The organism is Anaerolineae bacterium, assembly GCA_013178015.1.
Lineage (GTDB): Bacteria > Chloroflexota > Anaerolineae > DRVO01 > DRVO01 > Ch71.
In genome coordinates this window covers 23,008-36,057 of the sequence record JABLXR010000058.1, presented here as the reverse complement: position 1 = coordinate 36,057, position 13,050 = coordinate 23,008, and the positions used below count along the sequence as shown (strand labels likewise).

At 66.0% G+C, this 13,050-nt stretch carries 13 protein-coding genes and 1 pseudogene; 7 read left to right on the top strand and 7 right to left on the bottom strand.

The features are described 5' to 3' along the window. The first annotated feature begins 356 nt into the window (after nt 1–356). Nucleotides 357–860, top strand: coding sequence for an inorganic diphosphatase (locus HPY83_17425; protein NPV09726.1), 504 nt, complete (start codon nt 357–359; stop codon nt 858–860). 832 nt (nt 861–1,692) lie between these two features. Here HPY83_17425 and HPY83_17420 read toward each other — a convergent pair. Continuing rightward, nucleotides 1,693–2,802 (bottom strand): hypothetical protein, encoded by a 1,110-nt coding sequence (locus HPY83_17420; protein ID NPV09725.1) that lies wholly within the window; start codon nt 2,800–2,802, stop codon nt 1,693–1,695. A gap of 242 nt (nt 2,803–3,044) precedes the next feature. On the opposite strand from HPY83_17420, the gene HPY83_17415 reads away from it, so the two are divergent. The 4 genes from HPY83_17415 (at nt 3,045) to HPY83_17400 (ending at nt 6,392) form a co-directional block, all read left to right on the top strand. Then, nucleotides 3,045–3,752: an HAD family hydrolase gene (locus HPY83_17415; protein NPV09724.1), complete on the top strand. Its 708-nt coding sequence runs from the start codon at nt 3,045–3,047 to the stop codon at nt 3,750–3,752. A 220-nt stretch (nt 3,753–3,972) separates the two neighbouring features. Beyond that, nucleotides 3,973–4,629, top strand: a complete 657-nt coding sequence (locus tag HPY83_17410; GenBank protein ID NPV09723.1) for a phosphoribosyltransferase — start codon at nt 3,973–3,975, stop codon at nt 4,627–4,629. A 104-nt stretch (nt 4,630–4,733) separates the two neighbouring features. Further along, nucleotides 4,734–5,420, top strand: a complete 687-nt coding sequence (locus tag HPY83_17405) for an alpha/beta hydrolase (GenBank protein ID NPV09722.1) — start codon at nt 4,734–4,736, stop codon at nt 5,418–5,420. A 21-nt stretch (nt 5,421–5,441) separates the two neighbouring features. Next, complete coding sequence (locus HPY83_17400; GenBank protein ID NPV09721.1) at nt 5,442–6,392, top strand: cation transporter; 951 nt, start codon at nt 5,442–5,444, stop codon at nt 6,390–6,392. Between the two features lie 151 nt (nt 6,393–6,543). Here the strand turns inward: HPY83_17400 and HPY83_17395 are convergent, their stop codons facing one another. The 4 genes from HPY83_17395 to HPY83_17380 all read right to left on the bottom strand — a co-directional run bounded on the left by HPY83_17395 (nt 6,544) and on the right by HPY83_17380 (nt 8,465). After that, nucleotides 6,544–7,002 carry a DUF86 domain-containing protein gene (locus HPY83_17395; protein NPV09720.1) on the bottom strand — a complete coding sequence of 153 codons (459 nt, stop codon included), beginning with the start codon at nt 7,000–7,002 and terminating at the stop codon, nt 6,544–6,546. Continuing rightward, nucleotides 6,999–7,439 carry a nucleotidyltransferase domain-containing protein gene (locus HPY83_17390; protein NPV09719.1) on the bottom strand — a complete coding sequence of 147 codons (441 nt, stop codon included), beginning with the start codon at nt 7,437–7,439 and terminating at the stop codon, nt 6,999–7,001. The genes HPY83_17395 and HPY83_17390 overlap by 4 nt, the downstream gene beginning before the upstream one ends. Before the next feature lie 353 nt (nt 7,440–7,792). Beyond that, complete coding sequence (locus HPY83_17385; protein NPV09718.1) at nt 7,793–8,221, bottom strand: type II toxin-antitoxin system VapC family toxin; 429 nt, start codon at nt 8,219–8,221, stop codon at nt 7,793–7,795. After that, on the bottom strand, nt 8,214–8,465 hold the full coding sequence (locus tag HPY83_17380) for an AbrB/MazE/SpoVT family DNA-binding domain-containing protein (protein NPV09717.1): 252 nt from the start codon (nt 8,463–8,465) through the stop codon (nt 8,214–8,216). Before HPY83_17380 ends, HPY83_17385 begins: the two co-directional genes overlap by 8 nt. A gap of 696 nt (nt 8,466–9,161) precedes the next feature. Here HPY83_17380 and HPY83_17375 point away from each other — a divergent pair. Then, on the top strand, nt 9,162–10,223 hold the full coding sequence (locus HPY83_17375) for a sorbosone dehydrogenase (protein ID NPV09716.1): 1,062 nt from the start codon (nt 9,162–9,164) through the stop codon (nt 10,221–10,223). Nucleotides 10,224–10,445: 222 nt separating this feature from the next. Here HPY83_17375 and murQ read toward each other — a convergent pair whose 3' ends face one another. Beyond that, on the bottom strand, nt 10,446–11,336 hold the full coding sequence (gene murQ, locus HPY83_17370; GenBank protein ID NPV09715.1) for an N-acetylmuramic acid 6-phosphate etherase: 891 nt from the start codon (nt 11,334–11,336) through the stop codon (nt 10,446–10,448). Nucleotides 11,337–11,491: 155 nt separating this feature from the next. Beyond that, complete coding sequence (locus HPY83_17365) at nt 11,492–12,235, bottom strand: FAD-dependent oxidoreductase (protein ID NPV09714.1); 744 nt, start codon at nt 12,233–12,235, stop codon at nt 11,492–11,494. 98 nt (nt 12,236–12,333) lie between these two features. Between HPY83_17365 and HPY83_17360 the strand changes: the two are divergent. Then, nucleotides 12,334–12,577: pseudogene (locus tag HPY83_17360) on the top strand (hypothetical protein). The last annotated feature ends 473 nt before the right edge of the window (nt 12,578–13,050 follow it).

Sequence of the window (13,050 nt, the reverse complement as noted above, 5' to 3'; positions counted from 1 at the left end):
CGTCATTGGGCTGCTGCGCCTAGCTGGCTTCACCAACCTCGCCGCTGCCCGCCGCTACTGCGCTGCTCACCTGGCCTACGCCCTTGCCCTCCTCACCTCCTCACCGCAAACATGAGAAAGCCCTACTCTTCCACGGCTAGGCCCTGGGCAGCGGCTGGCCTCCATGCTAATCTCCACCATGGAGGGTTCTGGTCCTACAGGTCGCCGGGCGGGGTTCCGGGACCGGGGCCGACATGCCGCTACTGCCGGAAGAAGTCTGAGCTCTGAAGGCGTTGGCGTTGGGAAGGGATGTTGGAGGACGAGCAGTGAACCTCTATCACCTGCCGCCGGGAGATAGAGCACCGGATATCGTGAACGTGGTGGTGGAGATCCCCGCCGGCACCCGCAACAAGGTCGAGTACGATCCTGTCTACGGCGTGTTTCGAGTGGATCGAGTGCTGCATTCTCCCATGCACTACCCGGGCGACTACGGCTTCATCCCCGGCACGCTTTCGCCCGATGGCGACGCGCTGGATGCCCTGGTGCTGGTGACCGAAGCCACTTTCACCGGATGCCTCCTTTCCTCTCGGCCAATCGGGATTCTGGAGATGCTGGATGAGGGAAGGCGAGACCAGAAGATCCTGGCAGTGCCCGAGGCCGATCCTCGGTTCGACGAGGTCCTGTCTTTGGACCAGTTGGGCCGCCACCTGCTCCTGGAGGTCGAGTTCTTCTTCAGCGTCTACAAGCAGCTGGAGGGCAAGGAGACGGCCATCTGGGGATGGGAGCCGGTGGAAGCCGCGCGTGCGGCCATCGCAGAGGCGGCCCGAGCCTTCGCCGAGAAGCACCGACCTGCGAGTGCCGTGCCCGGCCAGAGGCCCTAGAACTCGGGGTTGCCCCCTGGTGTCATGAACGGCACCCGGCGCTCCTCCACCCTAGGGCCGCACGCGAAGGACCGTACCTCGATCCTGGGCGCGGGTGCATCTCGGTAATGCGGCGACGGCTCTCAAGGTGCCCGAACGCCCCGGACGCCCAGACGAGCCAATCTCCAGCGTGCTTCCTCGTGGGCCGATCTGCTGCCCGCCCACCATCACCGGCGGGGGCGAACCTCTTCTGCACCCGTGGCCCCGCAGCTACTCGGTGGACAGGGCGAATGCGAGATTCGCCCCTGCTCAGGGATGACAGATGTGCGGCGCCGTTGCCGCGATTCGCCCCAGAAACTGAGATGCACCACCCCTGTGGCTCTTCAAATCGGTCTTCTCAGCATATTGACAATCGCCTGAACCTGTGGTAGCCTATTCTTGCCATCGGGGAGCAGTATAGAACCGATGGTAGGGAGCCTCAGAGAGTCGAGTACACCCGACCGGAGGACTCCGACCGACAACGAACCGAAGCTGGTCATCACTTCTCAGTAGCATCCTACGGGTTGCCGAAAAGCCCCCGCAGGGTGAGAAGGGAAGGGTGTCCGGCCCTCAGTCCCACCCAAGGCGGTCCCGGGAAACCGGCACAGGCCAAGGGAGGAAAAGGTGGTCGGAGAGCAGTCAGGCTCATCGGCGAAAGCCGATCCACCTGACTGGGAGCCAGCGTAGGGTTTCCCCGTGAGGGGATAGGTAGGCCGGAGAGAAACCGGAGAGGTAGAAAGTCTAGCTGGGGTTCCCTTTTCTCTAGGCGGGTGGTGCCTAGTGGTGAGTGAGGCAAGACGCCAGGCACTACCCGCTATTCGGCTTTGTAGGTGCACTCCCGGGCGGCGCGGGCGTAGGCATGCAAGTTCTCTTCGCCCGTGTCGAAGAAGTGATCCGAAGGCGAGATGATGTAGCCTCCACCCGGGCCCAGGGCCTGGAAGAGGCGGTGCACTTCGGCCCGGATCTGGGCCGGGCTGCCATCGGTCAGCACGTTGAACTGGTCCAGGCCGCCGATGAGGGCCACGCGCTGGCCGATGCGGCGCTTCACCTCCGCCGCGTCCACGTCTCCCCCCACACCAGGTGGCGCCAGCGTCTCGGCGGCGTCGCAGCCATTCTCCACGATGAGCTCCAGTATGGGCATCATGCCTCCGCAGGTGTGGTAGACCACCCGGTGGCCAACGGCGTGGAGGGCATCGTGGATCTCGCGGTCGTAGGGAAGGCAGAACTCTCGGAAGATGGTGGGAGAAATCACGGTGGAGGAGGCCGCGCCCCCTCCCGTCTCTATCAGGTCGAGGGGCAGACCGGCGAGGCTCTCCTCCACGTATTGGAGCTTCTTATCCGTCAGCGCGCGCAGTAGCTGGTGTACCCAGTCAGGGTCGTCGTAAGTGGCCATTATCATGTTCTGGGTGCCATGGAGCTGACAGGCGTGCTGCCAGGGTCCCCCCTGGTCCCCGAAGACGAAGCCCCGCAGGATGCCGTCCTGCCCCAGCTCCTCGTAGGTTGCTGCCACCGGCTCCGGTGCCAGCAGCGGCGTAGGCATGTAGTCCCGCACCAGTTCCATGTCCTCGGGATGCTTGATGATGGGCTCCACCACCCACTCGGTGCGCTCGTCGGCCTCCAGGAGCTGCGTCAGCGTGCCTTTCGGGGTCTCGATGCGGACCTCGGTGACCCGGTTGCCCGCCTCATTGGTGTGAGCCCGCGAGGTCACCCGCCACTGAGCGGTGCCGGTGCGGCTGTGGTGAACGGGAGCGACGATGGCGGCATCGAGCCCGAAGCGGCGGAAGGCGTCCAGGGCGGAGATGCCGCCGAGGTAGTGGGCGAGGTGGTAAGGCTGCCACTGATGCACCGAGGCGGGCAGGCGATCGGGCACGTCCAGAGCCAGCGCCGCCAGCATTCGTTCCTTGGGCGTCATTGCCTTAGCCATGGGCACTCCTCTCCCGGTCCTGCGTGGGGCCGAAGGCTGCCGGAGCAACCTCACGCGGCAGCGGCGATCAGGGCAGGAGCCCGCCGCCTGCAGCACACCCTGCCCCGTGGCCAGTCCCCTGGGCGCAGTATGGCTCACTTCGCGCTTGCAGAGCCATCTTGCCTACCCCAGGCTTTTCGGTCAAGCTGAACCAGAGCGTGCGTTCTGCTAGTGTCACAGCCGGGCGTCAGGGAGGCTGAAGCTTGCCGGGAAAACGGGCGGTCCTTTTCGACCTGGGGGGAACGCTGGTGGAGTATTACCGCCGCGAGGAGTTCCCTCAGGTGCTGCGGGAGGCGCTGGGTGAGGTGGGGGTTCGCCTGCGCGCCCGCGGCCTGCAAGTACCACCGCCCGATCGGCTGTGGCGTCAGGCCGAGGCGGAGGATCACGAGTCGTCCGACTTCCGCGTGCGTCCGCTGGCACACCGCCTGCGGCGTATCTACGAGCTGCCCGAAGAGCATGGCGGTGCGGAGCTGCTGGACGAGGCATGCCGTGGCTTCCTGGCGCCGATCTTCGCCCGAGCGAGGCTGTACCAGGACGCGTTGCCGGTGCTGCGGGAACTGCGGGCCCGCGGGGTGCGCACCGGGATTGTCTCCAACACTCCCTGGGGCAGCCCGGCCGGACCGTGGCACGAAGAAGTCAGGCGGCTCGGGCTAGCTGATGTCACGGAGGCGGTCATCTTCTGCGCCGAAGTGGGCTGGCGCAAACCGGCGAGGGATATCTTCCTTGTGGCTCTAGGACGTCTGGGAGTAGAAGCACAGCACGCTCTCTTCGTGGGTGATGATCCGCGCTGGGACTTGGCCGGTCCCCGAGCGTTGGGCATGGAGGCGATCCTGTTGGATCGGACCGGCGCTTTCCTGGAGCTGGAGGAGGCGAGGGTGACAGGGCTCGAGGGAGTCCTCAGGCTGGTATAGCCTGCGACCGATAGGGAGCAAGCCTCCAGGTTAGGGGAGGGCAGCTGCTCCAGACAGGGTGCCGGCGATCGCGGCCGTCCCTGGCGGGATGCTGAGCTCCGTTGCCCGCCGATGCTCTAGATCAAAGGGGTGACTTGTGCTATTCTCGCCCTTGTATCTGGTGTGTACTGCGGCGACCACCATCTAGTCACGGTGTTGCTGGGTCGTAAGGAGAGAGGTCATGGCTACCTTCCGCGATCGGTCTCACGCTGGCCGAGTCCTCGCTGCCAAGCTGGAGCAGTACGCCGGTCGGGATGATGTGCTGGTGCTAGGTCTGCCGCGGGGTGGCGTTCCAGTGGCTTTCGAGGTAGCGAAGGCACTGGGCGCTCCTCTGGACGTCTACATCGTGCGCAAGCTCGGAGTGCCTGGCCAGGAGGAACTGGCCCTGGGGGCCATCGCCTCGGGGGGAGTGCGGGTGTTCAATGACGAGGTGGTGCGTGCGGTGGGCGTCACCCGGAGCGAGATCGAGGAGATTGTGGCTCGCGAGCAGAGAGAGTTAGTGAGGCGGGAGCGCCTGTACCGCGGGGAGCGCCCGGAGCCTGACGTTGCCGACCGCGTCGTGATACTGGTGGACGATGGGCTGGCGACAGGTGCCACGATGCGGGCCGCGGTGACGGCGCTGCGACAGCTGGGGCCCAAGAAGCTGGTGGTGGCAGTGCCCACGGCGCCACCGGAGACCTGTGAGGAACTGGCTTCCCAGGTGGACGAGATAGTGTGCGCCATCACGCCGGTGCCCTTCTACGGTGTCGGCTTGTGGTACGATGAGTTCCCCCAGACCGCCGACCAGGAAGTGCGTGACCTTCTAGAAGAGGCGGCTCGCTCAAGAACAAGAGACTGACCGACCCACGGCGCAGCGCAAGTCTGGCTCAAGCTGCTCGTCGTGGACGAGGCTGGCGACTCAAGGCTCGGCTACTCGGCGGTGTTCCCGGAGGAGACTCGCTGGTGGATAGGATATCGAGGCGACGAGACGAAGAGGAAGTGGTAAAGGTAGAGACGGAGTCGGTCATCCTCGAGGGCGAGTTGGAGGTGCCCGAAGGGGCGGAGGGGGTGGTACTCTTCGCTCACGGATCGGGCAGCGGGCGACACAGCCCCCGGAACCAGCACGTCGCTCGGGAGCTGCGGGCAGGAGGGTTGGCCACTCTGCTCATGGACTTGCTCACCCGGGAGGAGGAGGCGGTGGACATGCGCACCCACCACCTCCGTTTCGACATAGAGCTGCTGGCCGGGCGGCTGGTGGACGCCACCGATTGGCTGCGGGATAACCCGGAGACCGCTGGCCTCAACATCGGCTACTTCGGGGCCAGCACCGGAGCAGCCGCGGCACTGGTGGCGGCCACCAGGCGCCCAAATGACGTCAAGGCCATTGTTTCCCGCGGCGGGCGTCCGGATCTGGCCAAGGATTACCTGGCTGATGTGAAGGCGCCCACGCTGTTGATCGTGGGCGGTAATGACCTGCTGGTGATCAACTTCAACCAGGCGGCCATGTCCCGCATGCGCACCGAGCGGCGCCTGGAGCTGATCCCCGGTGCCGGGCACCTGTTCGAGGAGCCGGGAGCGCTGCAGGAGGTTGCCCGGCTGGCTCGGGACTGGTTCGTGCGGTACTTGACCTCGGGCGAGCCCAGCTCCTAGCGCGGCCGTCTGGAGGCGGAGTTGGGCCAAGGGCATCATCACGGCCATGAGCACCGTCAGGACAGCCAACGGCGGCTGACGCTGGCACTGACGTTCACCGGCTCCATATTCCTGGCAGAGCTGGTGGGCGGGTTGGTAACGGGCAGCCTGGCGCTGCTCTCCGATGCTGCTCACATGTTCCTCGATGTTCTGGCCCTGGTCATGAGCTACTTCGCCATCCGCATCGCCACCCGCCCCGCCGACGTGGGTCATACTTACGGCTACCATCGGGTTCAGGCGGTGTCCGCCCTCGCTAACGCTGGTACCCTAGTGCTAGTGGCATTCGGGATCTTCCGCGAGGCTTGGCACCGGCTGTCGGAGCCGCCGGAGATAGCGGTGGGGCCGATGCTGGCGGTCGCCACCCTGGGGCTGGTAGCCAACGCCGCGTCCGCCCTGGTGCTGCATGGGCACGAGGAAGAGGACATCAACGTGCGCGGCGCCTTCCTGCACGTCCTGGGCGACGGCCTGGCCTCGGTGGGGGTCATCGCTGCCGGTCTGATCATCTTGTTCACGGGGCGGACGGAGGCGGACGCCGTAGTAAGCGTGCTCATCGGGGGGATCGTAGCTTACAGCTCTATCGGGCTCCTGCGCCGTTCCCTGCATGTTCTGACCGAGGGGACCCCCGAGGGCATCTCGGTGGACGAGATCGTGGCAGCCATGCGGGACACTCCGGGGGTGACCGAGGTGCACGACCTGCACGCCTGGTCGCTAGGACCCGGATTCAGCGCCCTCAGCGCCCACGTGGTGGTCAGTGCTGCCTCTCTGCCCGAGGTTCAGGAGATCATGTTTCGGCTGCGCACCTTGCTGCGCGATCGCTTCGACATCGAGCACCGTACCATCCAGGTGGAGTGGACCAACTGCGGCCAGGGCGAGCTGACCTGCTACATCCCCGAGCTTCCTCCGGCGACGGACGCCGAGCAGCCTTCGGAGTAGGCTCTCCGTCCCTGCCCAGGGCTCTTGGGGGAATGGAACGCTGATGTATGCAGATGGTACGCTGATTCCCGCTGATCCTCTTGATGGATCCCTTCTTGAGGATCAGACGGGACCGGTGTACTGCCTCCCCGCGGGTATCTCGGCATGGGCTTTACAGAGATCGGTCCAGAGCTTCCGGGTTGTCTCTCGCCCACTGACGGAGAGCTCCGGCAACCTGCTCCACGTCGCCCAGACGCTCGGCGCAGATCTGGTAGAGTTCTTCCTCGCCGATCTCGTGGTAGTAGTGCACCAAGCGGTTGCGATAGCCAGCCAGAAGTCTCAACAGAACTGCCTCCCGCTCCAACAGAACGCCCCGCTCCTGTAGCTGCTGGGCGATCTCCTTGTATTCGCTGACTCCCTGGCCAAAGCGCTTGGCAGCGATATGCCGCCCTAGGTCCAGCAGAGCCTCGAGCGCCCTTCGCAGACAGGACTCCGCTGCCCATACGTTGCGCCGGTCGGAGAAGAAAGCATCACGATCTTCTAGGGGGAGTGCCCGTATCTCGCTGAGCATCTTGCATACCCACGCCAGCCGATCGGCTACGATACGCGCCGACGCTTTGCCCTCAGTCACGATGCCTCTCCCAACAGGAGAGCTATGCGCTCTCGCTCCAAAGGGGCCAGGTCGCCGGCCCGACGCAGAACATAGAGCTCGTACTCATCGGCGCAATAAGCGTCCTCGGCGTAGAGACGCTCCCCACGGATCACATTGACGGCTAGGAAGGGGTCGGCCTCGTGCAGCAGCACGAGATCAACCCGACTGACACCCAGCAGATCCTCGAGGGCTATCTGCAGCCGGACCCTGTCCCACGCCGAGGCAAGGGACCCTGGACGGGCCTTCACGCCGATGTCTACGTCCGAGCCAGACGGAGGCAGGGCCGACAGGACGCCGGCAAGCCACTGCTGCACCTGGTGGGCGCGGCTGCCGAAGACGTAGAGGGCTTGTACGCCGCTGCGGCGACAGAGCTCGGCCAGGGTTGACATTCGATCGCCGGCGCCATCTTGAGCCATGTTGCCCTCCCCCAGCGGCATTATCCCGTGTGCTAGCTGTTGCGGCAACCGGTCACACGGGAATGGAACGCTGATGCACGCATATAGGGCGCCGATTCCCGCCGATTTCGCTGGCGAATCCCTTCTTCAGGGCCGGCGGGGGTCAGCGCGCCATCGGGCTGGCTCAGCGTGCTTGCCCCCTGGTCCTGGGCCGGCCCAGAGACCGTGGTGTCCGGACGCAGTAGTCCCGGTACTCGTCGTCGAATGCCCTCTCGAGGTGTTCTTTCTCTACCCGCGCCATCGGGTGAGCCATGACCGGCCACCCGTGCCCCCGATCCTGAGTTCATGCTCCCACTCTGGTACCAACCACCGAGCTAGGAGGCCGTCTTGGGCAGGGGGTCAGCGACCGAGACACCCTGGGCTGCCAGCTCACTCACGTTCTTGGTGTAGACCGGGCAATGCTCTTGCTCCGCCAGAGCAGCCAGGTAAGCGTCAACGAAGGCAAGTCGGGGGCTGTCGCGCCACCGTTCCACAGCAGAGACCAGCAACCCCTTCTGAGCGACGATCCCCTGCCAGGCCAGCACCGACAGCAGGTACTCCGCTATCTCGAAGCGAGTCATCCCCTTGCGATAGTGAGGCAGGGCGTAGGACAACTGGTGCACGACGACCGGCTCCAGCTGTGCCGTTACTTCTCCTCTCTGTATAGCCTCCAGGAAGCAGAGGCACTCCTCCGCGTGGGCGTCGCGCGTCAGCGCATGGATGAAGACGTTCGTGTCTACGAGGCCGGGCGGATCCTCACTCACCGAGGACCTCTCTGGCGGCAGCAGCCTGCCAAGCTTCGCGGTCGGCCGTCTCGTCCACGGGCCCCTCGATGAGGTAGCGCTCTCGTAGCTCGCGGGGGCTCAGCCGGGGAAGCACTCTGAACTGCACCAATCCTGGACCGAGCACCTCCACGTTGAGGGCGTCTCCGGCTTCTATCCCCGCTTCTCGGCGCACCTGGCGCGGCAGAGTGACCTGGCCACGCGAAAGCACCCTTACTACAGCCATGACTGTTCTCTCCAGCAGCAGTTCGTCTTGAGTTTACCGGGGACACGGCCCGTCGTCAATCGTTAGGGGATTGTATGCAAGAGGCCAAGTGACATACACAATGCAATCTGTCTGAAGCACGATGAACGGCGGTCTCGGCGGTGCGGAGCTCGGTGAGCCTCAGGCTTGACCGGCCCTAGCCAGGCGTACGCGGAACCGGCCGGACCCAATCCTCGCTGCTTTGACTCACTCTGCGGCGCAGGATAGTATTGCCCCCGGCGTAGTGGTCAGTCAGTTCGTTCGTGTTTCATGGTCTGAAGGGGATGTAAGATGACGTTTGGTTTCTACGTTCGACTGGTTGCACTTCTGGCCGCGCTGCTGGTCCTGTCCCTCTCCGCCTGCCAAGCTGCCCCCGAGGCTCCTACCGATACCCCGGCCGCCGCGGGACCGTCCGTGCCATCGCTGGAGAGCACCCCGGCAGAGGCTGCCTCTCCCACTCCGGTGCCCCGGCCCACGCCGACCGAGATCCCCTCTCCCGCGCCCGAGCCCACCGAGGGGGCAACCGCCACCAACGAGCCCGAGCCCACGTCGGTCTCAGCGCAGCAGCCTGTGCCCGCCCCGGCCGTACCGCCTGCTGACGCAGCCACGGCTCGCATATCTGTGCCCCCCGGGTTCCACATCACCATCTTCGCCGACAACCTGCCCTCGGCCCGGTTCATGGCCTTCGGCCCGGACGGCGCCCTGTACGTCAGCCTCATGGCCTCGGGCCGGATCGCCCGCCTGCCCGATGACGATGGTGACGGGCGGGCCGACGCCGTCCAGGTGGCCGCCGAGGGGCTGCGCCTTCCCCACGGCCTGGAGTGGCGCGATGGCTGGCTCTACGTGGCCCAACTGGACCGCCTGGAGCGGCTCGCCGACGAGGACGGCGACGGGGTCCTGGAGAGGCGCGAGCTGGTGACGGGCAATCTGCCCGGCGGAGGTGGCCACCGCACTCGCACCGTCCGCTTCGGCCCGGACGGCCTGATCTACGTGGCCGCCGGCTCCTCCTGCAATGTGTGTGTAGAGGAGGATCCCCGCCGGGCTGCCATCCTGCGCTTCAACCCGGACGGCAGCATCCCCGAGGACAACCCCTTCGCGGACGATCCCGACCCGCGGCGGCAGGCGGTTTGGGCCGAAGGGCTACGCAACAGCGTGGGCTTCCTGTTCCTGCCCGACGGCCGGCTGTGGGCCAACCACAACGGCAGCGACGGGCTGGGCGACGACTTGCCCCCGGAGGAGATCGTGGTCGAGGTGGAGGGTGGCCGTCACTACGGCTGGCCCTACTGCTACACTCCGGGGCTGGGGCCCAACCTGCCCCCGGACCAGCGGGCCGAGGTGCGCGACGAGCGTGTGGCCCTGCCCGAGGGCTTCGATTGCTCCCAGGCCGTGCCCGCCCTCTTCACCGACCTGGCCCATTCGGCCCCTCTCGGGATCACGCGGGTGGAGAGTGCCAACTTCCCGGACGAGTACCAGGGCGATCTGCTGGTAGGGTACCATGGTTCCTGGAACACCACGCCCGCCAACGTCCGGGACTGCAAGGTGCGCCGCATCGTGGTGGAGGAGGGGATGCCGGTGGACGCCCAGGACTTCGCCACCGGCTGGCGGGCTGAGGGCCAGCCGTGCGGGAGCAGTGCTTCGTTCGGCCGGCCGGTAGACGTCATCTTCGGCCCCGACGGAGCCCTGTACATCTCCGACGACCATGGCAATCGCGTGTATCGGGTCGTGTACGTGGGTCAGTGAGCCGTATGGAACGCTGATGACGCCGATGCTACGCTGATTTCCCCTGGTGCAAGGGAGCTGTTCTGTCCTTCTCAGATCAGCGTTGATCCGACCTGAGAACAGCCAGTAGAGGCGGACGCCTCTGTCCACCCGAGGGCAGAAAAGGGGGATCTGCCCCTACGACACTGTTCTCGTTCTCTGTGGTGTCCCGCGGGGCAAGAGCTCTGCGTCGTACCAGCGCTCTCAGCGTCCCGTCTGATCGCCGATGACGCCGCGGAGGACGCCACCGGCGGCGGCCAGGCGGCGACGCGCCTCTTCGGGCGAAAGGCCGAGGAGGCCCACCACGATGGCGGTCTTGACCTCGTTGCCGGTGCGATCGAGCAGAGCCTCGGCTTCGGCTGGCTCGAGGCCGGTGACCTGGGACACGATGTTCCGCGCCCGGCGGGCCAGCTTGGCGTTCGTGACTTGCACATCCACCATCAGATTGCCATACACCTTGCCCATCCGGATCATGGCGGCGGTGCTGATGGTATTGAGCACCATCTTCTGGGCCGTGCCCGCCTTCATGCGGGTGGACCCGGTGATCACCTCCGGGCCCACCAAGACGGCGATGGGGATGTCCACCGCCTCCAGGAGAGGAGCGGAGGCGTTGCAGCAGACCCCCACCGTGACCGCTCCCACCTCTCGAGCCGCCTCGACTGCTCCCAGCACGTAGGGAGTGGTGCCGCTGGCGGCCAGACCGACGACCACGTCGCCTGCCCGTACCCCCGCCTCCACTAGGTCCCGGCGCCCCCAGTCCGCCCGGTCTTCCGCCCCCTCGATGGAGCGGGTGAGGGCCTCGGTTCCGCCGGCTATCAGCGGCACTACCAGGTCGGGTGGGGCGCCGAAGGTGGGCACCAGTTCTACGGCATCCAGCACCGCCAGTCGGCCGCTGGTGCCCGCGCCCACGTAGAAGACCCGGCCACCCGACCGCAGGCAGTCCACCACGACATCGACCGCTCGGGCGATCTGGGGCAGGGCCTCGGCCACCGCGGGCGCCACCCGGGCGTCCTCCTCGTTGATGAGGCGTACCACGTCCAGGGTGGGCAGGGCGTCTATATGCTCGGTTCGCGGGTTCCTGCTCTCCGTCAGCATGCTGCTCTCTCCCCGTTCCCGGTGCCCTTTCTGGGGCACCAAGATACACCTTGAGAGCGCGTGAGGGGAAGCCCGCGCTGCCGCATCCGCTCTCCGGCGACGGTGGCGGAGCCCGTCGCCCTACCGCGACCTCACCGCCGGGGCTGTCGGTTCGGTCAGTACCCGGGGAAGTAGTCGCGCTTGATGCGATCGCGAGTCAGGCCCAGGTCGAGCAGCACGGTCTCGATGGCAATCACCGACGGGGGAGAGCCGCAGACGAAGAAGAGCCGGTCGTCGTAGTCGGGGATCTCCTCGCGGATCATGCGCTGGTCAATCAGTCCCGTGCGTCCCAGCCATCCGTCGGGCACATGAGGCCCGGTTATGGTGTACACCGTCTTCAGCCCGAAACCGCGCTCGCCCTCGGCGAACACCTCCCGGAAGATGAAGTCCTCGACGGCCCACTCACCGTAGATCAGGCTCGTGGGTCGTGAGAGGCCCGTGTCCACCATGTACTTCACCATGCTGCGATACGGGGTGATGCCGATGCCGGCGGCGAGGAGGGCACAAGGAACCGCCGGATCGTCGGGCAACACGAGGGTGCCACGGACCATGGTCACGGCCATGCGGTCTCCCGGCTCGAGGGCGGTCAGGGCACGCTTGAAGGTGCTATGAGGCTCGGGGATCTTGGTGGTGATCATGATGCCCTCTTCGGTGGGCGAGGAGGAGATGGTGAAGAGGCGGCGGATGCCGCGCTCGTCCGGGTCCGCGTGAGGCAGCACCACCTGGATGTACTGGCCGGGGACGAAGTCTATCTCCGGTTCATCGCGAAACCAGAAGCTCATGGTGTAGGGAGCGATGTGCTCCCTGTGCAGGAGAGTGAGGGTAGAGACCCGCTTGTCGGTAGGGACCGTGGTGGACACTGACTGTGACATCCTGCCCATGAACAAACCGTCGCTAACGTTGCCGCCACCAGTATAATACACGTGCTGGGCGAGGGCTCAAGGGCGGAGGCGACGGCATGCAGGTGCATGGGATCAGCATAGATGAGGCAGCTCTGGCCGACGTCTGCCGGCTACTGGGTGGAAGAGCTGTCGGCTTTCGGGTCGGTGCTGCGCGCCGACTTCCGTGCGGACAGCGACGTCGACCTGCTGGTGGAGTTCGAGCCCAGAGCGACCATCGGGTCCCTGGCTCTGGCGGGGCCCCAGAGGGAGTTGTCCGTGCTCTTGGGGCGCAGGGTTGACTCATCCCGAAGCTGGGCCTGAAGCCGATGATCAGGGAAGACGTACTGGCCCAGGCTCGGGTGGCTCTACCGCAGCCGTTCTGGCAACGCCATCTGCGGCGTAGGCTCGGCCCTCTAGCTTGGCCCGGGCAGGGGCACCTCGCAGCGGCAGGTGGCCAGGTGAAAGACGTGCCAGGAGCTGGCACCGGCCTAGCGCACGGTGAAGGCACCCACTCGCTCCATGCCCGGGCCCGCCTCGCGCCGCTCGCTGTCCATGCTCGCCGAGGGCTCAGCTACCCTAGGGGCGATCGGCTCGGTTCTTGGCTGAGACTTCCTGCGCTCTCTCCCCTGTCAGCCTGCGAGCCGCCACCGGCGCCAGGCGAATGGTGGCATTGGGGTCCAGCCCTTCCTTCATTGCCGCCACGAGCATGCCCGGCACCCACTGGTCGACCTTCTGAAGTGATGGTCCAGGGGATGCCCCCAGCTCGCCTGCCCAGTAGGAGGCGATCTCCACCT

Excerpts from the sequence above, each read along its gene's own strand:
- murQ (NPV09715.1), bottom strand. The coding sequence starts at position 11,336 with ATGCTGACGGAGAGCAGGAACCCGCGAACCGAGCATATAGACGCCCTG.
- HPY83_17410 (NPV09723.1), top strand. The coding sequence starts at position 3,973 with ATGGCTACCTTCCGCGATCGGTCTCACGCTGGCCGAGTCCTCGCTGCC.
- HPY83_17390 (NPV09719.1), bottom strand. The coding sequence starts at position 7,439 with ATGGCTCAAGATGGCGCCGGCGATCGAATGTCAACCCTGGCCGAGCTC.
- HPY83_17380 (NPV09717.1), bottom strand. The coding sequence starts at position 8,465 with ATGGCTGTAGTAAGGGTGCTTTCGCGTGGCCAGGTCACTCTGCCGCGC.
- HPY83_17420 (NPV09725.1), bottom strand. The coding sequence starts at position 2,802 with ATGGCTAAGGCAATGACGCCCAAGGAACGAATGCTGGCGGCGCTGGCT.
- HPY83_17375 (NPV09716.1), top strand. The coding sequence starts at position 9,162 with ATGGCCTTCGGCCCGGACGGCGCCCTGTACGTCAGCCTCATGGCCTCG.